Origin of the sequence: Virgibacillus necropolis, from assembly GCF_044793635.1 — a bacterium.
GTDB lineage: Bacteria > Bacillota > Bacilli > Bacillales > Amphibacillaceae > Virgibacillus_F > Virgibacillus_F necropolis_A.
Genome location: NZ_CP084992.1, coordinates 2467475 through 2487546 on the forward strand (window position 1 = coordinate 2467475; position 20072 = coordinate 2487546).

A 20072-nucleotide genomic window follows, 5' to 3' on the forward strand; every position below is an offset into this window, starting at 1 on the left:
GCCATTCATCAACGTCCCACACTGGTTCACACCACTACCAGCTCTCTTTGGAGGAAACATTTTGAGTACTAATCTTCGTCATCACTCTTCACGATTTAATTATTGAAATTAATACTAGGGGAGAATTTTATAAATGTCAAGGGTTATTTTAAAAAATGGTAATATTTCTTCTGTTATTGACTGCTCGTTTTGTGGTATTTTATTAGTAAGGTACTTTACAAAAAAAAGTGGGTCGGTTTTTTAAAACGGCGGATATATTGCCAGAACGGCCGATATATCTTGATTTTGGCAGTTATATTTTATTATTGGCGGATATATTTTCAAAGTGGCGGTTATTTTTAAAAAACGGCGGTTATCCTTGTAGATTGGCAGATAAAAGTGTAAAACGGCGGATAAAATAACTCCGAGGTCTACTTCAGCCAGTTTATACTATCGAGTCTCTCTAGTTTTAATAAGGATTTATAGGAAAGGGCGTTTTATGATGGGGAAAATTAAAGTAGGTATTATTTTTGGCGGGAAGTCAGCAGAGCATGAAGTGTCCTTACAATCAGCGAAAAACATTGTGGATGCGATAGATAAATCAAAGTATGAGGTTGTTTTGGTTGGAATTGATAAACAAGGTAAGTGGCATATCAATGATCAAACATCATACTTACTAAACGCAGAAAATCCAAAATTAATTCAGTTAAATAAATCGAATGAAAATGTGGCAATTGTGCCTGGTGAAACGAACCATCAGCTTATTCATGCAACAAAAGATGTAACTATTGATCAGTTAGATGTTATTTTTCCAATTGTTCATGGTACGTTAGGTGAAGATGGCAGTATGCAGGGTATGCTGCGTATTGCGAATTTACCATTCGTTGGTACGAGTGTATTAGGCTCGGCTGTTTGTATGGATAAAGATATTGCAAAAAGGTTACTGAAAGAAGCGGGAATCAATGTGGCAAAGGGGTTCGCGTTCACTCGTGCTAAGAAAAATAAAATTGATTTTGATGAAGTGAAGAATCAATTAGGTTTTCCAATGTTTATTAAACCAGCTAATCAGGGTTCATCTGTTGGTGTAAGCAAAGTAAACACAAAAGAAGAGTTTGATGAGGCCATTCGTGTAGCATTTGAATATGATCACAAAGTTATCGTCGAGGAAAACGTTGTTGGTCGCGAGATTGAGTGCGCAGTCCTTGGGAACGAGGATCCAAAAGCATCAATTCCAGGTGAAATTTTGCCGCAAACGGAGTTCTATTCGTATGAATCTAAGTACATTGATGAAAGTGGTGCGAAACTTGCCATTCCTGCAGAATTACCAGATGAGATGGTAGAAAAAATCAAGGCTGCCGCAATTAATGTATTCGAAACATTGGAATGTGAAGGGTTAGCACGCGTCGATTTCTTTTTGAAAGAAAATGGCGAAATCTATGTAAATGAAGTGAATACTTTACCAGGTTTCACGCGTATCAGTATGTATCCTAAATTGTGGGAAATAAGTGGTATATCTTATCCGGAATTAATTAATAAATTAATTGAATTGGCAATCGAACGTCATGAACTTAATGGCATGTTAAAAAGTGCTGTTTGGGATGAAGCGTAGTACGCATTGTTTCTTTTCACCTTCATAGTTGATATATTGCGACGTAACTGCTGGTTGATTTCCGATGACATGTGCTATTTCTGCCGTCCAGGATCGCTCCGGGCGGATGCTTTCCGCGGGCACGGCTTCAGCCTCCTCGCGGAAGACCACCGCTGCGGGGTCTTCAGACTCGTGCTGTTCCCGCAGGAGTCACCGCCCGGAACGATGCTGGACTGGTAAAGCTATTTACGTAAGAATTCTTTGTCATTTCTTTCAACTAATGAATTCTGTTATTGGCGACGATTATATCAGCAGCCCTAAGGTGCGCGATGTGTATACGGGCTGCGGCTGCCTAAGTAACTTGTTTCCATTATCAGTACTACAGATCTAACATAGATAGAAGTTACGTCGCAGTCTATCTCTTAAAAAGCAACAATCTTTGGGATTACAGCCTATATAAATAACGGTCGATTAGTTATGAAAAAGACACCAGCCCGCGGGTTGGTGTCTTAACATTTAACCTTCAAAAGTTGTGAACTTTTCTTCCGCAGATTTCCGCAGTTTAGCAATTGGAGCTTCATCAAAGTACCCCATATGGATAAACCCAACAATCTTTTCATCCTCATTCACATCTAAAATCGTTTTTACCACAGGGTCATAGATATGTGGATTAGTTTTCCATACAACGCCAAGCTGTTGTTCCCATGCTAGTAATTGAAAGTTGTGGATCATCGAAGCCGTTGCCCCGAAATTTTCATCATATTGCTTCTGATTGTCAGGGACATCCATAACTACAACTAGGATTGCGCTTGGTTCATTTAAATAATCTTCCCGGTTTTCTTGTTTTTCCTCCGGATAGGTAGCCGCTATTTTTTTAGCAAAAGCTTCTTTTTGATCTGCTCCAACAAAAATAAAGCGCCATGGTTGCCGCATACCGTGAGTTGGTGCCCATATAGCACTGTTTAGCAATTCTAATATAGTCTTTTTTTCTACTAGTTTATTATTATATCCTTTTTTCACCGAACGTCGTGCCTGTATTAGCTTTGCAAGTTCAGTAAATTGTTTTGTTTGTTCCATTTGCATATCCTCCTATAAACATACACTATATATACTATGACAAATAATTGATAATTATTATCAATTAAATTGTAACGAATTGGGCATTATAAAGCAATGAAAATATTTTTTGGTAAATTTAAGAAAATACTTGCCATGTTAAACTAATCACGTAATAATAGAAATGCTAAATAATTTATTATTCGTAGGTTAAATATGTGAATTATTTCACAATAGGGAGAGAGGAAAATGAAAGCGTTTTTGCAACGAAAAGGTATTTCATTATCGTGGAAGGAATATATTATTACCGCGTTAAGCTATATGGCGTTAGGACTTTTTTCATCATTAATTATTGGCTTAATCATAAAAACGACAGGTGAACAATTAGCACCATGGCTTCCACAGGATATCGAAACAGCTCTTATAAATATGGGTAAATATGCAATGGAAACAAAAATTATGGGTGGTGCCATTGGGGTAGCCATTGCCTATGGATTAAAAGCACCACCATTAGTGCTGTTTTCTGCACTTTTTGCTGGAGCATTCGGGGCAGAGTTGGGTGGTCCAGTAGGAAGCTACGTTGCGACCTTATTTGCTACGGAATTTGGTAAGCTAGTATATAAATCCACACGCGTAGATATCATTGTTACGCCATTTGTTACAATATTGGCCGGGTTCTTAACCGGAACGTTCATTGGTCCACCAATCAACACGTTTATGATTTGGTTTGGCGAAGTAATCAATTGGTCGACATCACAGCAGCCGTTTATTATGGGCATCCTGGTAGCAGTCCTGATGGGGTGGGCGTTAACAGCACCAATTTCAAGTCTGGCTATTTCTATCATGCTTTCCCTTGATGGACTTGCAGCAGGTGCAGCAACGATTGGATGCGCTGCTCAAATGATTGGTTTTGCTGTTATTAGCTATCGGGACAATGGGCTTGGTGGGTTTTTTGCCCAAGGAATTGGGACATCCATGCTTCAAGTTGCAAATATATTAAAGAAGCCTATTATTATCGTTCCACCTACCATAGCGGGAATAGTTCTGGCACCATTCGCAACGGTTTGGCTAGAGATGGAGAACAATGCACTGGGAGCAGGTATGGGAACTAGTGGATTAGTTGGTCAAATCATGACTTTCGAAACCATGGGATTCACACTAGATGTCTTCTGGGCAGTGTTGATTTTGCATCTTATTGCACCTGCAATTATCAGTTTATTAGTTGCAGAGTTCTTCAGGAAAAAGGGTTGGATTAAGCCTGGAGACATGAAGATTTCTTACGAATAAACAAGACGGCAGTTATCGTTTTCTAGTAACTGCTATTTTGTACTCAACTTTTATCAACATCATGCATGTTATAATGACGAAAATGGAGGGATATGAAAATGGATCAGTTTATGGAACGAGCAGTTGAATTAGCGCTGGAAAATGTTCGCGAGGGTGGTCAACCATTTGGAGCGGTTCTAGTGAAAAGTGATGAAGCTGTTGCAGAAGGTGTAAATGAGCTGCATAGAAATTATGATGTTAGTGGTCATGCAGAACTACTCGCGATGCGAAAAGCCCAGCAACAATTCAAAACGAATGATTTATCTGGATATACTATGTACGCAAGTGGAGAGCCTTGTCCGATGTGTTTAACAGCGATGTACTTTGCAGGAATTGAAAACGTTTATTATTGCGCATCGCTTGATGAAGCTGTAGAGGCTGGCTTAACTAAATCTAAAGTTGTTTATGAGGATTTGAAAAAAGCGAGGGAAGAACGACAGTTGAATATGATCCATACACCATTAGAAGATCAAGCGAACCCAATGGTTGAATGGAAAAGGAAACAATAATTAAAAATATATTTGACAGATCAAGTGAATCTACGTATGATAAAGAAAATAAAGAAGAGGAGGACCTATCCGACAATGAAGTAAAAACACGTTTATCCAGTTATGTTTGAATAAAATCAAACGAGCGTTTCTGTCTGTATGAAACGAATGGGATACGTGTGAACTTTTTTAGGATAGCCTTTTTTACGACAAGTAAATTTTCTGAACGTACGTCTATCCATATCACGAAATTACCCATTCACAGGCAGCTACCTGTGATTTTTTATTGGACTTTTTTAGACCGGGGGTATGTGAATGTTTATAGTTAAAGCAAGAGCATTACGTAAAGATTGGAATGGGGAGACCCTGTTCGAGAATATAAATATTGAATTAAAAAAAGGGGAACATTTAGCTTTATTTGGAAGAAACGGTGTTGGGAAAACAACACTTTTAAACGGATTGATTGGAAAGGTTTCCTTTGACGCTGGTACCGTTCAACGTCTAGTACCTCTAGAAAAGTGGGGAATGCTGGAACAGGATCCGATAATAAATGCAAGAATAAACACGTTTGAATTTGTCCAATCAGGTGCAAATGATCGGTTTCATTTAAAAAAGGAACTTGAAACTCTGCAAGGAAAACTAAATAACGCAAGTACCAATTTACTAGATAAATATAATACGGTTTATGAAAAATTTCTAGCAATGGATGGCTACAGTTTAGAATCGGAAGCAGAAAAATGTTTACATGAAGTAAACTTGTCTGAACGAACCTGGAAAACTGATTTTAGTCAGTTAAGTGGTGGTGAAAAAACACGTGCTCAACTGGCCCGCATTCTAATGCAAAAGCCAGAATGCATTTTAATGGATGAGCCAACTAATCACTTGGATCAATCGACGATAGAATGGTTGGAATCATGGATGCAGTCATATACTGGTGCGGTTTTATATGTATCGCACGATAGATATTTTTTAGACAAAACAGCGCATGCCATGTATGAACTAACTAGCGATACCTCGGAACGTTTTATCGGGGGATATAGTGAGTATAAAAACCAAAAGGAGCTAGAACGACGGACTCAGGAAGCTCTTTATCAAAAGCAGAAACAAAAACGCGCTGCATTGGAACAAACAATTCGAAACTATCAGCAGTGGTTCCAGCAAGCTCATAAAGCGGCGGGGACAGACGACTTTGCCCGTGCGAAAGCGAAGAAAAACGTGTCACGTTTCAAAGCAAAGGAAAAAGAATTAGAGCGCTTGGAAAATAAACAAGTCGATAAACCAAGGGATGCAAACCAGCTAAATGTAAAGCTTGAGGGAGGTTCGTTTTCTGCAAAACGTTTGGTCCATCTGGAAAAAATCTGCTTCCGGTATGAGAATGAAGAGCCATTATTTTTGGATAGGTCAATGTCCGTATATCGAGGCGATAAACTTGCCGTAATAGGAGCAAACGGGACGGGGAAATCGACCTTGCTAAAATTAATAACTGGTAACCTCACTCCCAATGACGGTAGTATTCGATTTAATCCACAAACAAAAATTGGATATTTTGCACAGGAGCTTGATAATCTGGATGAAAACAAAACCCTGCTTGATAGCATGTTGGAATTACCTGACATGACACAAACGGAAGCGCGAACTATTCTGGGATGTTTTTTGTTTTCTCGTGAAGCTGTTTTTAAACAAATTAAGAACTTAAGTATGGGGGAGAAATGCCGTGTCGCATTTCTGAACCTATACTATAGCAATGCAAATTTATTGGTTCTCGATGAGCCGACCAATTTTCTGGATGTAGCTACGAAAGAAGTTATAGAAGAGGTTTTACAGGGATATCCTGGCGCATTGATCGTTGTGTCGCATGATCGATTTTTTGTACAAAAAATTGCTAATCGAATCATACAACTTGGGGATAATCAGTGGGTGGATTACCATGGATCATATGAGGATTTTATAGAAGATTTCTCAAAGGAAAGGTCAGAGCATGATACAGATATTCAAGAGTTGGAGCTTCGCTTAACGCAATTAATGGTTACTGAAGATGTGGAAGGTGAAGCGGAACAAGGTAGAATAATGGAGGAAATTCGCGAAATAAAGCAAAAGCTAGCAGATCTTAAGTGAATTGTTGAAAAATGCTCATAATAGTAAAGTGTGTGGCTGCCCTTCACTTAGTCAAATGGTGTATGATTGAATTACATTATTTGGTTATGTGGAGGGAAATCCATGACACTTTATGCGTTTCTTGTATTTATTCATATTTTTTCCGCTATTTTAGGTATGGGACCTGGCTTTGTGATGATTTATATTGTTAAAAACGCGACGAATATGAACGAATTGCGCCATGCGTATTCGATTCGTAATCGTCTACATATTTTTGTGATGGTTGGAGGTACGCTCTTACTTATTACAGGCCTTCTTATGGGGGTATTAAATCCTTTGCTGTTTCAAGCGGGATGGTATGTTGCCAGTTTAGTCCTGTTTTTAATTGCCTTAGCGCTTGGACCGACTTTTTTGTCTTCGCGATCGAAACCGATTAAAGCTTTATTAGAAAGTCAATCAGAAGAAAGAATTCCCGATGAATACTATCCGTTAGCAAAAAAACTATTTTTCTTTGAACGTATTGAGAATGTGATTTTTATGGTCGTGATTGCGCTGATGATTACGAAACCATTTTAATGCATAATGAAATGAGCTTCCCGAAAAAGGAAAGCTCATTTTTGTTATGCAGCGTTTTTTGCTAGATTTTTTTTCAATATACCAGCCATTAACGCAGTGACGATAGATCCGATAATGATCGCAAGAATGTATAATAAAGCCTTGCCAACGCCGCCATCTACAAGTGGTATAACAAAAACCCCTCCGTGTGGTGCACGTAATGCAATATCAAACAGCATGGTTAATGCACCTGTTACCGCAGCTCCAGTCACTGTTGATGGAATTACCCGGGCCGGATCGGCAGCTGCGAGCGGGATGACTCCCTCCGTAATGAAGCACGCACCAAGCGCGTAGGCTGTTTTTCCAGCTTCACGTTCTGTTTTCGTGAAGCGGTTTTTGAATAATGATGTTGCGAGTGCCATTCCTAGCGGTGGCACCATTCCTGCAGCCATAACAGTTGCAATAAAGGTGTAGTTTCCTGCATCAAGCATTGCAATACCGAATGTGTATGCTGCTTTATTGACAGGTCCACCCATATCGAATGCCATCATTGCCCCTAGAATTAATCCAAGAAGTATTTGGTTTGTTCCGCCCATACCTTCCAAAAATGTTGAAAGACCTGTATATATCTTTGTTAATGGCGGGTTAATCAGCATCATGATTATTCCAGTAATCGCGATACTAAATAATGGATAAAATAAGACCGGTTTTAATCCTTCAAGTGAATCTGGTAAACCAGCAAATGCTTTCTTAACGAGCAATGTTACATAACCAGCTAGAAAACCGGCAATTAAGCCTCCAAGAAAACCTGATCCGCTGGCTGCACCTTCAGCTCCAGTTACAGTTATTGCAATTAGTCCACCTACCATACCTGGTGCGAAACCTGGTCGTTCGGCAATACTTGAGGCGATAAAACCAGCTAAGACTGGAACCATTAAGAAGAATGCTTTTTCACCACCAATTGTGCTCAGCATCTTAGCGAATTCATTATCTGATTCAATCCCCCAGAAGAATGATATCGCAATTAAAATACCACCACCGACAACGAAAGGAAGCATGTTTGAAACACCGTTCATTAAATGTTTATAAAAGCCACTTCGGGATTCCTTTTCACTTGTATTTGATTCGGACTTTTTTGGTTGATACAACGGAGCATCCTGGTTTACTGCTCGATTCAAAAGGTCTGTTGTTTCATGAATTGCTTTTCCAACGCCTGTTTCAATCACAGGCTTACCTGCAAATCGTTCCATTTCAACCTTCGTATCCGCAGCTACAATTATAGCATCAGCCTCAGCAATTTCTTCAGCAGTTAAACGGTTCTTAACACCACTGGAGCCATTTGTTTCCACTTTAATGGAAATCCCCATTTCTTTTGCAGTTTCATTTAACTTTTCAGCAGCCATATAGGTATGGGCAATTCCTGTTGGACAAGCTGTTACAGCAAGAATCCTTGATGACTTAGATTCTTCAGTTTCTTCAGGGGTGTCTACTTCGATTTCTTTTGCATTTACTGCTTCTAATACTTCTTCCTTCGATGTAGCCTGATATATTTTTTCTCGAAACTTCTCATCCATCAAAAAAGTCGACAATCGAGATAAGGCTTCTAGGTGGGCGTTATTCGCGCCCTCACTAGCCGCAATCATGAAAAATAAATGCGCAGGCTGCCCATCTAATGAATCAAAATCAATCCCCGATTCTGAACGGCCAAATGCAATTGCGGGATTCTTTACTGCGGCAGACTTTGCATGTGGAATAGCAATGCTTTCGCCGATTCCTGTTGTGCTCTGTTCCTCGCGGTTAAAAATATCGTTAATAAATGATTGCTTATCGTTAAGCTTTCCCGCATAATCGAGCTGGTCAGCTATTTCGTTTAAAACATCGTTCTTTGATTGAGCCTGTAAATCTAGAATAATAGTATCCTGACTTAATAATTCCGTAATTTTCACTTAGATCACATCCTCTTCTTTGTAAGGGTATAGGGTAACTTTTGAAACTAATGCTTCAACATCTGTCTTATCACATAAGTCGGTACGGAATGCGGTGGCACTGCCACTTGCGATTCCATAACGAAATGCCTCCGTAACATCATTGCCTTGAACATAGGCCGCAATGAATCCTGATACAAGGGAATCCCCGGCACCGACAGTATTTACAACCTTGCCTTTAGGTGCTTCCGCCAGTAGAACTTGCTCTTCCGTTACTAAGATAGCTCCGTTTCCACCCATTGAAACAATGACATGTTTGATGCCTTGTTTAACTAGTTTTTTCGCATAAAAAATGGCCTCTTTTTTCGTGGATATTTTCGTATCAAATAATTCCCCGAGTTCATTTTCGTTTGGTTTAATTAAAAAGGCTTTGGTATCTATTAACTGTTTTAATGCGCTGCCAGATGTATCCAATACAAAATGGATTCCTTTTGTATGGCAAGTAGTTGCTATTGCCTGGTAGAAAGCGTTTGGAATAGTGTCTGGTAAGCTGCCTGCTAAAACGAACCAATCTCCAGTATCAAGCTGTTCTAATTTTGCCAGCAATTCTTCCCGCTGCTCATGCGTCGTATTTGGTCCCGGTCCATTTAACTCCGATTCGTTAGCAGCTTTGATCTTTACATTAATGCGTGTTGGTTCATTTGTTGCAATGAACGTTGTTTTAATTCCTTCATCATGTAAAAAGTTTTGAATGTATTCACCAGTAAAACCACCAGCGAAGCCAAGTGCTACACTATTGACGTTTAAGCGGTTTAATACACGTGATACATTGATTCCTTTTCCACCTGGGAAAAAATAAACTTCCTCCGTACGGTTTAATTTCCCTGGATGAAATTCCGGTAAATAAACCGTATAATCAATCGATGGTGTAATGGTGCATGTATAAATCATGGTGATACCACCTCTATAGTTGTTTTGTCGGTTATGGCTTTATAGTTTATTTCAGATAAAGAACCCGTTATTAAGGTCGCTTCAGATAGATCGCAAATTTTTGCGAAGCTAACTTTATCTAGTTTTGTATGATCTGCTAAAACATACGTTTCTTTAGCGAGCGTAAGGGCAGTATGTTTGATGTTTGCTTCTTCTGGGTCAGGTGTAGTATACCCAAAATCCAGGTGAAACCCATTTACACCAAGGAAACATTTATCAAATCGGTAGTTTTCCAGTGACTGAACTGCCTGCTGACCGATTAATGCACTTGTTTTTTGTTTTAAAAATCCACCTGTTAGATAGGTAGTTATGCCATTTTTCATTAACAAATCAACATGTGTCAAACCATTTGTTACGACAACAACCTGTTTGACTTTTAAGTAAGGGATTAATTGCAAAGTTGTTGTACCAGCATCAAGGAAAATACAATCTTCTTCCTGTATGAATTCAGCAGCTAGTTTGGCAATCCTTTGCTTTTCCTCAAGGTTTCTCGTAGATTTTTCTGCGATACTATATTCTTGCAGCTTTTTCTCGGTTAGCGTTGCGCCACCGTGAATGCGTTGTAATTTATGCTGTTTTTCTAAGTCCGTCAGGTCACGCCTGATGGTTGATTCAGAAGCGGAAGTAACCTCGTGAATTTCCTGTGTGGTTACTGTTTGCTTTTCATCTAAAAGCTCTAGAATAATAGCGTGTCGTTCATTCGTAAGCATATGCACATCACCCTTGTTTACTTAATGGTTACAAGTATAGGGGAAACGGTTACATAAATCAATCACAAACAATCATTTTCAATCATAATCATTCATAAATGTTTGGGATAGGGTTAATTAGGTAATTATATATTGCAATACAGATACCACCATGCTATTGTATTAAACAATATATTTTTTTCGGAATAAGATATAGGATTACTTAGAAAGGAGGGGAATCGCATGCGAAACGTAAACTTAGAAGAGATATTTAGACATCCAATTACACAAAAATATTTGAAGCGATCAGGGATGGAACATGCAATTTCAGTCGCGGAATATGCTTGTAATTTTGCGATTAAGAACCAAGTAGATCCAGACTTAGCCACAAAGGCAGCATTACTTCACGATGTTGGACATTATACCTGGTATCGTGACGGAGAATGGGATTATGAACTATATCGTGAAAATGATATTCATGCGATAAAAGGAGCAAGCCGTGCACACAAGCTATTAATTCGAATTGGCGAAGATCGGCATGCCGCAAAGGAAATTGCCGTGGCAATCTTACTTCACACCGATTCTTATTTGCCTGAAGGCCACTTGAATTTAAAACCACTTCAATATGTCGTCTCACTTGCGGATGAGGCAGATGAAGAGTCAGATGGCAAACACCACTATCGAACCATTGATGATAGAGCTGCGATGGAACGAATTCGCAATCTGGACAGAAAGATTGATAAAATAAAGGAAAATGAACAGTTTAATAAAATTATAAATTAGGAATTGCTAGGTTTAGAGTAAGCTCATTTAACTAATAAATGATGCTTATTTTTATGGAGAGGAGAGGGGGAAAGGCATTAGATGTGCTTTGTTAGCTTTCTATTTCCGCTGATTTACATGGATATCCGCCGAACCACTAAGATATCTGCCATTATTCTGATTTAACCGCCATTATAAAAATATAACCGCCAATTTGCGATTATATCCGCCATTTAGAATTTACTTAAACCAACCCCCGTTAGAAAACTTGGCTTATCGCCAAGCCTTAGTTGCACTTATGCAGTAAGTAAGGATTTATGCTTTCTTAACTGCTAAAAAAGACCCGGAATAACCGGATCTTACTTCATCTATAATGCACCAAGATACTTTTCTAAAATAATGTCTTCTTCATGAATAACTGTTGCCACTTTTTTACCAACGTAACGCAAATGCCATGGCTCATATTGGTATTTTGTGAGAGCTACTTTGTCTTCTGGGTATCGAATAATAAAGCCATATTCATGTGCGTGAGCTTTCACCCATTTACCTTCATCTGTATCTGCAAAATCCGTATTTAGGTTAAAGTTAATATCTGGACTTGTTACATCCATGGTTAATCCAGTTTGATGCTCACTTTCACCAGGTCGTGCGCTATACTTATTTGCTGCTTCTTCGCCGTCTCTTGCTACATAGGATGTGAAAAGTGTTTCCTGTCTGTTATAGGAACGATAGCCGGATTGGGCATACAAGTTGAGTCCTGCTTTGTCAGAAGCCTTAAACAAATCTTCCAGCGCATGAGCAGCTTCCTCGCGCATATATCGCTTCGGTAAATCCTGTGTAAATGGAAAACGAACATTAGGTGCTATAAGATCATTCGGAATATAATCACTTGGTAATGCATGACTTTTGTTAACTAAAACTAAAATATCTGATGGGTTATCGACTATGACTGTTTCTTTTGGATTAGAAATAGGAACACTTCCCTTCCCGGGTTCAACTTCAAAATTCCCAGTTAATGCTTTTTCTAGCCATTGCTTCGTAGCTTTATTATATTCTCCAGATGCTGGTAGCTTAACTTGCTGTGCTTGAAAATCTTTTACTGCTTCAGTTGTTTTTTTATCAAATGCTCCGGAGATAGTAAGCTTGTATCCAACCTTTTCCAATGCAGTTTGAAGTTTTTTAACTTCTTCTCCGTGATCACCATTTTTCAAGGTAGGTTCCGGTAAAATGACTTCATTTTTCTGTTGTTTTGTTTCAATAGAAGTATCCTTTTTATTAGAAGGATTGCTAATAGTTGATTCTGTGCATGCTGTAAGTAAAGTTGTTACCGAAATTAGTAAGATAATCGGTAAGAGTTTTGTTTGCATCTAGTGTAACGCTCCCTTGAATTAATAACGACATCTATCAGTATAGCATGTGTATGCATGTCACTTCACGAGATTTTTTTAACAAATAGTTTCCAAGAGTAATTGATTGCTAGATGTACAGTACTTTTATAAAATTGTCTTAAATTCAATTTCGAATCAGGAAGAAGTGGTTTTATGAATATAATGATTTTAGGGGCTACGGGAAGAGTCGGTCAAAAAATAGCTGAATTTGCTTTGGCAGATCAGCATGATGTTATTGCATTTGTCCGTACACCAGAAAAACTAAATCTAACCGGTGATAATCTGACAGTTATTAAAGGTAATGTATTAGATGAAATGGCCTTAAATGAGGCAATGAAAGATGTAGATTTCGTCATTAGTGCGTTAAATACAGATAAAAATAATACACTTTCGCGTAGCATGCCACATATAGTTGAGGCAATGGAAAAAAATCAACTCTCACGAATTGTCACTATTGGAACAGCTGGAATATTGGATAGTCGTACGGAAGCCGGTTTATATCGTTTTCAATCAAGTGAAACAAAACGGAGGCAAACTTCTGCGGCCGAGGACCATTTAGCGACATTTCACTGTCTGGAGAAATCTAATTTGGATTGGACAGTAGTTTGTCCGACATATTTGCCAGATGGTGTAGCGGAAGGTAATTATCGTGTTGGAAGAAATGTTCTTCCCGAAAATGGGAAGCGGATTTCAGTTGGTGATACAGCGGAGTTTGCATATTCATTGATAGATAATAATGACTTTCTTAAGGCACGCGTGGGGATTGCCTATTAGTTTGTAGACGTAAAAGCTTGTAACAACACACACCTACCATTTCCTTTTCATATCCTTAGTAAAAGGAACCTCATACTGAGGAGGATATGAACATGGAAAAGGTTGTAAGTGCTGATTCAGATAGCAAGACGCCAACTTATGTAATCATCACATCGCTCCTTTTTTGGTGTGCGCTGATTGTTGTTTCTAGTGTTTATATAATGACTCCTCTAGTTGGTACATTAGTTAGTGAGTTCCATGTTTCACAAACAATGGCAACATGGACTAGTAGTATTTTTTCACTGTTTTATGGCCTTGGCTTCTTACTATTTGGGCCATTATCCGATCGTTTTGGTCGGAAGCCTATTATCGTGTTCGGCCTCTGTGTACTTACTGTGGTCACAGTGTTTATTGGGTTTACAACGGAATTTTATTTACTAGTGATTTTGCGTGGGGTACAAGGACTTGTTTCAGCTACATTTGCGCCTGCTGCATTAGCATATGTATTTGATGTATATCCAAAAGAAAGGCTGGTTACCACAATTGGATTTATCAGCTTTGGCTTTTTAACTGCAGGTATTTTCGGCCAAGTATTTGCAGGTGTTATAAATCAAATTTTTGATTGGAATACGGTTTTTTTGTTTTTTGGCGGAATGTATTTTTGCACGATTATTGCTGTAATCTTGATACTACCCAGCACTAAAAATCACGTGACTGATGTAAGTGTAAGTAATTTTTTGAAGCAAACAATGAGTATTTTTACACAGAAGAACTTCCTTTTATGCTATGGCATTACGCTTATGCTTCTTTTGACCTTTATTGGAATGTATACGGTATTTGGTGACTATCTAAGTGGTGCCATATTCAATCTCTCAAAGAAGGAAATATTAGTTGTGCGCGCTGCAGGATTGATTGGAATGATACTGTCACCATTTACAGGTATTTTCGTTAAAAGGTACGGATTGCTGCTAATACTTAAAATGGGCTTAGCATTATCTGTCGTTGGACTACTGGTTTTAGGGTTCAGTCACAATCTTTTTATTATTGTATCTATGAGCGTTGTTTATGTGGCAGGCATTTCACTGACCTTTCCAGCAATTATGACGTTAATTGGTGAGTTAGGTGGCGCAACCCGAGCAATTGCTGCTTCGTTCTACACATTTATTTTATTCATCGGTGCAACGGTGGGCCCAATTGTCGCTATTACGATAATGCAAACAGGAAGTTATGTTTTGACTTTCGGAATGTTAGCATTGTTATTATCGATTGGACTTGCTGCTTCATTTTTTATAAAATATTAAAAGTCAATGAAAAGCCAGGTTGCCACGTCCAGCGCCGCCTAGCCCACCTGAGGTTTTAAGTCAAATCTCTTTGTGATAAAAATCATCACTAAGAGATTCGTCTTAGACCAAGGCGCTTGCGCTTTTCTTCTTCGCTTTAATTTTCTTCAAACAACCTGCAAATTTCAACAATCACATTTGTTGCCTTTTCCATATTATCAACAGAAATATATTCGAACTTACCGTGATAATTTTCCCCGCCTGTAAAAATATTTGGTGTCGGTAGACCCATGTATGATAACTGTGATCCATCAGTTCCACCACGAACTGGTTTGATAAGCGGTTTTATATTTAAATTTTCCATCGCTTTTTGTGCGACATCTACAATTTCTTTAAACGGTTCAATTTTTTCTCCCATGTTGTAATATTGATCTTCCATTTCAAGTTTCGCACGGTTTGTCCCGAATTTTTCCTGGATTTCTTCAACAGCTTTCTTCATTAAAGCCTTACGTGATTCAAAATTCTCTTTATCAAAATCTCGAATGATATAAGAAACGTGCGTCTTTTCTACATCACCATCGATTGAACTTAAATGATAGAATCCTTCATATTTCTCTGTGTGTTCTGGAGTTTCAAGTTCGGGAAACTTACTGATAAATTCAGCAGCCATGGTTCCTGAATTAACCATCTTATTTTTGGCGGTACCTGGGTGTACACTGTTTCCAATAAACGTAACTTCTGCCGCAGCTGCATTGAAGCTTTCAAATTGTAGTTCCCCAAGTGGACCACCATCCATTGTATAAGCAAACTTGGCATTAAATGCGTCAACATCGAATTTATGTGGCCCACGTCCAATTTCTTCATCCGGTGTAAATGCTACACGAATTTTGCCACGTTTTATTTCAGGATGATCAATTAAGTACTCCATTGCAGTCATGATTTCTGCAATACCCGCTTTATTATCGGCCCCTAAAAGTGTCGTTCCATCCGTTGTTATTAACGTGTGTCCTTTATAGCTTGGTAGTTCGGGGAACTCTTTCCCTGACATCACAACATTTAACGCTTCATTCAACACTAAATCATTTCCATCGAAATTTTCTACAATCTGAGGGTTAACATTCTCCCCAGTGAAATCTGTAGCTGTATCAACATGTGCTAAAAAACCGATAGTTGGAATGTCTTTATCTGTATTAGCAGGAAGTGTCGCCATTACGTAACCATTACTGTCGATTGTTACATCACTCATACCAATCTCTTTCAATTCATCTACCAATAAATTAGCTAATGTTAGCTGGCCGGGTGTGGAGGGGGTTTCCTCAATTGTTTCATTAGATTGCGTATTTATTTTTACATATGTAGTGAGTCGGTTAATTAAATCCTGCTTCATTAATTGTCATCTCCTAATAAGTGATTTGATTTAAGCTTATTTTATCATAGTTAGAATGAGGTGGGAGAATGTTAAGAGAAGCGACTGTTCATGATGCCAAGGCATTACTAGCGTTAATAAAACAAGTAGAAGAAGAAAGTTCCTACATGCTATATGAAGCGGGTGAAAGAAATACCACCCTGGAAAGTCAGAGAAAAATGCTTGAATTCTTTGAAAGTAAAGAGAACTCTACTATTTTTGTTGCTGAAGAAAATGTAAGATTAATAGGATATCTAATTGTAATTGGGGGTGATTCCAACCAGCAAAGGCACCGCGCATACCTGGTGATTGGCATTCTAGCGTCTCATAGAGGAAAAGGTTTTGGGACAGCATTATTTAAAGAAGTCGAAAGTTGGGCAAAGTCTAAGGCGATTTATCGATTAGACCTAACAGCCGTCGTAGATAATGAAGCTGGTGTTAATTTGTATGAAAAAGCCGGATTTGAAATAGAGGGCGTTAAAAGGGATTCTTTAAAAATAGACGGAGAATATGTTGATGAAGATTATATGGGAAAATTGCTTGATTAGGAGTAATGTGAAATACTTTTGATAGATAGGAATAATAGGAGGAGATAATGGATGTCTTATTTAGTTTCGGTTGATTGGTTGAAGAAGCAATTGGAAAATCAAACAGATGACACGGTCGTTGTAGATGTACGTTTTTCACTAAAAGAGCCTGACGCGGGAAGAAAAGCATATGAGCAAGGACACATTCCTGGTGCCATGTATTTGGATTTGAATAAAGACTTGTCTAGTCCTAAACGGGAGCATGGGGGAAATCACCCACTTCCTGACACGGAAACATTCGCTGAAAGACTTGGAGAGATAGGAATTGATCATCAAACTATAGTCATTATTTATGATGAAAGCAATGATATGTTTGCTGCGCGTTTGTGGTGGTTGCTTGATTATATGGGACACGAAAAAACTTATCTATTAGATGGTGGAATAAAACGATGGATGGAAAAGGGAAATGTTGTTACAACGGATATTCCGGTTCCGATAATGAGGAGTTTCCAGCCTGCTGTGAAAGAAGATAAGAAAGTAGACATAAACGATGTGAAAGATAAATTAAAGGATAAGTCTGCATTATTAATAGATTCGCGTTCAAAGGATAGATATTTGGGCAAAAATGAACCGATGTATGCAAAGTCCGGTCATATTCCCGGCGCAAAAAACTTTTTCTGGAAAGACGTTTTACAAGAAGATGGCCTTTGGAAAAATGGTGAAGCATTACAATCCAATTTCACAAAATTAGATAAGGACGATGAAATTATTGTGTCATGCGGATCTGGCGTATCTGCCTGTCCAAACGTCATCGCACTCAAAGCGGCTGGATATAAAAATGTAAAGCTATACCCTGGAAGCTATAGCGATTGGATCTCATATGAAGAAAATCAAGTAGAAACAAAAGAAGAATAGTTTTTGAATAGGGGAATGCAAAATGAAGAAACGATGTGATTGGACAACCTCTGATCAGATATATATCGATTATCATGATTATGAGTGGGGAAAACCTAAACACGATGATCAAGAATTGTTTGAAATGCTTTGTCTGGAGGGAGCGCAAGCTGGGCTGAGCTGGATTACAATTTTAAAACGTCGGGAAAATTACCGTAAAGCATTCGATAACTTTGATCCAGAAGTGGTTCAGGGCTATGATGAGGAAAAAATCCAGGAAACCTTACAGGACGAAGGTATCATTCGTAATAAATTAAAGGTCCGTTCGGTCGTGACAAATGCACAGGCGTTTTTAAAGGTGAAAGAGGAGTTCGGAACTTTTGATGCATACATTTGGAAGTTTGTTGGTGGGAAACCGGTTTTGAACGAATGGGAAAAACATGCGGATGTCCCTGCTTCAACAGATGAATCTGTGAAGATGAGTAAAGACTTAAAAAAGCGAGGATTTAAATTTGTAGGGCCGACCATTTGTTATGCCTACATGCAATCAACCGGGATGGTAAATGACCATACAAAGGAATGTTTTTTGTATCATGCAGGGAGGGGCTAGCCTGGATTCTGGGCTGCCCTCCATAAATTATCAAACTGAGACTTCACTTCCTTTATAATCAATCTCAAATCCAAGGTCTCTTAACATTTGATGGTCTTTCGTTCCCTCCTGCCCAGCTGTTGTCAAATAGTCTCCAATAAAAATAGAGTTTGCTGCATATAAACCAAGTGGCTGCAGGCTTCGTAAGTTCACTTCACGTCCCCCAGAAATCCGGATTTCTTTAGTGGGATTTATGAAGCGAAATAAACTCAATACTTTTAAACAATATAATGGGTTTAATTCATCGGTACCTTCCAATAATGTTCCATCCATTGCATGAAGAAAGTTAACTGGGATAGAATCCGCATCTAACTCTTTCAAAGCTATTGCCATATGTATGACATCTTGTTTGGTTTCTTTCATTCCCACAATGACACCTGAACATGGTGAAATTCCAACGTTTTTAGCCTCATTAACTGTTGCAACACGATCTTGATAGGTGTGACTTGTAGTTATATTATCGTGATGGTTTTCCGATGTGTTGATATTGTGATTGTAGCGATCAACACCGGACTTTTTTAGTTGTTGGGCTTGTCCAGGTTTAAGTATTCCGAGACACGCACAAACTTTTAATTCATATTTTTCTTTTATTTCCTTCACTGCTTCTGTAACTTGATTTAACTCTCGGGTTGTAGGGCCACGTCCGCTTGCGACGATACAATATGTACCTGAATTTAACAGGTGCGCTTTTTCCGCGCCAGCTACTATCGTATCTTTATGCATCATGCGATATTTTTGGATTGGATTACTCGAATCCCGCGACTGAGCACAATATCCACAGTTTTCCGGACACGCTCCGGATTTAGTATTAATAATCATATTTAATTTCACTTTGTTTCCATAATAATGTTTTCTAATTAGGTAAGCACTATTTAACAGCTCTAGAATTTCTTCATCTGGGCATTCCAAAATTTCCATTGCTTCACCTTCTGTAATCTCATATCCATCAACGACATTGTTTGCTAGTGATTTAAAATCCAACATGATACTCCTCCTTAATTTAGGCTACATTTTTTTGGTTCTTATCCTGAACTTTTGTAATACTACTTCTTTTTAAACGGAAAGCAAAAAAGCCTGCTAAAACAGATAGAACAATATCCTTTGGTAGTGGAACCATCATCCATAACCATGCCAATTGATAGGTGAATCCTTCTGGAGCATCAAACCAAAAGACGTAAGCTGCATACATCCAATTTGTGCCGAAGATATAGTTACTAGTCATTCCTACCAATGCTGCAGTAACATAAAAAGGTAGGCTTCGTTTTGTTTCCACAATTTTCCCCGCTACGTAGGCAACTAAAATAAAGGATAAGATGAAGCCAAACGTCGGAGACATAATTGCTGCAATCCCACCCTTGAATTGAGCAAAAATTGGTGCGCCCGCTAATCCCAGAACCATATAAACGAACATAGAGAAAGCTCCTAATCGACTTCCGAGAACTATTCCTGCTAATATAGCAAAAAACGTTTGTAATGTAATTGGAACACCTCCAACTACTAAAAAGGGTGCAATCGATGTTATATTAGCTCCAATCGCTGTTAACGCCACAAATAAACTTCCCATCGTTAAATTTAGTGGTGTCCATTTAGTATTTTTCACATAAAAGGCTCCTCTCTGTTTTATATGTTAACCAATAATGTTTATGGTTAACATATAAAACAGATTACCATATTATGAAAGTAAATTCACGGGTTTTTTCCAAACAAAAAACAGCTATCCGTAT

At 38.5% G+C, this 20072-nt stretch carries 19 protein-coding genes and 1 other annotated feature (1 of these 20 cut by a window edge); of the genes, 11 read left to right on the forward strand and 8 right to left on the reverse strand.

The features are described from left to right. Positions 1–91: a binding site (T-box leader), on the reverse strand; it reaches 155 nt to the left of the window's first position. A gap of 390 nt (positions 92–481) precedes the next feature. Next, the gene (gene ddlA, locus LG329_RS11980; protein ID WP_404451053.1) at positions 482–1588 is read left to right on the forward strand and encodes a D-alanine--D-alanine ligase; all 1107 of its coding nucleotides are present in this window, start codon (positions 482–484) and stop codon (positions 1586–1588) included. Positions 1589–2083: 495 nt separating this feature from the next. Here ddlA and LG329_RS11985 read toward each other — a convergent pair whose 3' ends face one another. Continuing rightward, positions 2084–2644, reverse strand: coding sequence for a nitroreductase (locus LG329_RS11985; RefSeq protein WP_404451054.1), 561 nt, complete (start codon positions 2642–2644; stop codon positions 2084–2086). A 228-nt stretch (positions 2645–2872) separates the two neighbouring features. Between LG329_RS11985 and LG329_RS11990 the strand changes: the two genes are divergently transcribed. The 4 genes from LG329_RS11990 to LG329_RS12005 all read left to right on the forward strand — a co-directional run bounded on the left by LG329_RS11990 (position 2873) and on the right by LG329_RS12005 (position 7107). Then, positions 2873–3910 (forward strand): PTS transporter subunit IIC, encoded by a 1038-nt coding sequence (locus LG329_RS11990; RefSeq protein WP_404451055.1) that lies wholly within the window; start codon positions 2873–2875, stop codon positions 3908–3910. A 98-nt stretch (positions 3911–4008) separates the two neighbouring features. Continuing rightward, positions 4009–4458 carry a nucleoside deaminase gene (locus LG329_RS11995; protein WP_404451056.1) on the forward strand — a complete coding sequence of 150 codons (450 nt, stop codon included), beginning with the start codon at positions 4009–4011 and terminating at the stop codon, positions 4456–4458. A 294-nt stretch (positions 4459–4752) separates the two neighbouring features. Further along, entirely contained in the window at positions 4753–6552 is a 1800-nt protein-coding gene (abc-f, locus tag LG329_RS12000) for a ribosomal protection-like ABC-F family protein (protein ID WP_404451058.1), read from the forward strand. 102 nt (positions 6553–6654) lie between these two features. Beyond that, complete coding sequence (locus LG329_RS12005) at positions 6655–7107, forward strand: DUF2269 family protein (protein ID WP_404451059.1); 453 nt, start codon at positions 6655–6657, stop codon at positions 7105–7107. A gap of 44 nt (positions 7108–7151) precedes the next feature. Here LG329_RS12005 and LG329_RS12010 read toward each other — a convergent pair whose 3' ends face one another. The 3 genes from LG329_RS12010 to LG329_RS12020 are packed head-to-tail and all read right to left on the reverse strand — an operon-like array spanning position 7152 to position 10711. Further along, complete coding sequence (locus LG329_RS12010) at positions 7152–9032, reverse strand: fructose-specific PTS transporter subunit EIIC (protein WP_404451060.1); 1881 nt, start codon at positions 9030–9032, stop codon at positions 7152–7154. Further along, complete coding sequence (gene pfkB, locus LG329_RS12015; protein ID WP_404451061.1) at positions 9033–9962, reverse strand: 1-phosphofructokinase; 930 nt, start codon at positions 9960–9962, stop codon at positions 9033–9035. Next, positions 9959–10711 (reverse strand): DeoR/GlpR family DNA-binding transcription regulator, encoded by a 753-nt coding sequence (locus LG329_RS12020; RefSeq protein WP_404451062.1) that lies wholly within the window; start codon positions 10709–10711, stop codon positions 9959–9961. The genes pfkB and LG329_RS12020 overlap by 4 nt, the downstream gene beginning before the upstream one ends. Before the next feature lie 222 nt (positions 10712–10933). On the opposite strand from LG329_RS12020, the gene LG329_RS12025 reads away from it, so the two are divergent. Next, positions 10934–11473 carry an HD domain-containing protein gene (locus tag LG329_RS12025; protein ID WP_404451064.1) on the forward strand — a complete coding sequence of 180 codons (540 nt, stop codon included), beginning with the start codon at positions 10934–10936 and terminating at the stop codon, positions 11471–11473. Between the two features lie 347 nt (positions 11474–11820). Here LG329_RS12025 and LG329_RS12030 read toward each other — a convergent pair whose 3' ends face one another. Further along, a complete protein-coding gene (locus LG329_RS12030; protein WP_404451065.1) occupies positions 11821–12819 on the reverse strand; it encodes a D-alanyl-D-alanine carboxypeptidase family protein in 999 nt (332 codons plus the stop codon). Between the two features lie 174 nt (positions 12820–12993). On the opposite strand from LG329_RS12030, the gene LG329_RS12035 reads away from it, so the two are divergent. Both LG329_RS12035 and LG329_RS12040 read left to right on the forward strand, forming a co-directional pair. Then, positions 12994–13614: an NAD(P)-dependent oxidoreductase gene (locus LG329_RS12035; protein WP_404451066.1), complete on the forward strand. Its 621-nt coding sequence runs from the start codon at positions 12994–12996 to the stop codon at positions 13612–13614. A gap of 92 nt (positions 13615–13706) precedes the next feature. After that, complete coding sequence (locus LG329_RS12040; protein WP_404451067.1) at positions 13707–14894, forward strand: MFS transporter; 1188 nt, start codon at positions 13707–13709, stop codon at positions 14892–14894. Between the two features lie 136 nt (positions 14895–15030). Here LG329_RS12040 and pepT read toward each other — a convergent pair whose 3' ends face one another. Then, a complete protein-coding gene (gene pepT / locus LG329_RS12045; RefSeq protein ID WP_404451068.1) occupies positions 15031–16260 on the reverse strand; it encodes a peptidase T in 1230 nt (409 codons plus the stop codon). 68 nt (positions 16261–16328) lie between these two features. Here pepT and LG329_RS12050 point away from each other — a divergent pair, with 68 nt between their 5' ends. Genes LG329_RS12050 through LG329_RS12060 form a run of 3 tightly spaced genes read left to right on the forward strand, consistent with a single transcriptional unit; the run spans position 16329 to position 18309 of the window. After that, positions 16329–16826 (forward strand): GNAT family N-acetyltransferase, encoded by a 498-nt coding sequence (locus LG329_RS12050; protein ID WP_404451069.1) that lies wholly within the window; start codon positions 16329–16331, stop codon positions 16824–16826. Between the two features lie 51 nt (positions 16827–16877). Beyond that, positions 16878–17720 (forward strand): sulfurtransferase, encoded by an 843-nt coding sequence (locus LG329_RS12055; protein WP_404451070.1) that lies wholly within the window; start codon positions 16878–16880, stop codon positions 17718–17720. 22 nt (positions 17721–17742) lie between these two features. Beyond that, entirely contained in the window at positions 17743–18309 is a 567-nt protein-coding gene (locus LG329_RS12060) for a DNA-3-methyladenine glycosylase I (protein WP_404451071.1), read from the forward strand. Positions 18310–18339: 30 nt separating this feature from the next. Here the strand turns inward: LG329_RS12060 and bioB are convergent, their stop codons facing one another. Both bioB and LG329_RS12070 read right to left on the reverse strand, forming a co-directional pair. Then, entirely contained in the window at positions 18340–19332 is a 993-nt protein-coding gene (gene bioB / locus LG329_RS12065) for a biotin synthase BioB (protein ID WP_404451072.1), read from the reverse strand. A 16-nt stretch (positions 19333–19348) separates the two neighbouring features. Continuing rightward, positions 19349–19912 (reverse strand): biotin transporter BioY, encoded by a 564-nt coding sequence (locus tag LG329_RS12070; protein ID WP_404456639.1) that lies wholly within the window; start codon positions 19910–19912, stop codon positions 19349–19351. Between the last annotated feature and the right edge of the window lie 160 nt (positions 19913–20072).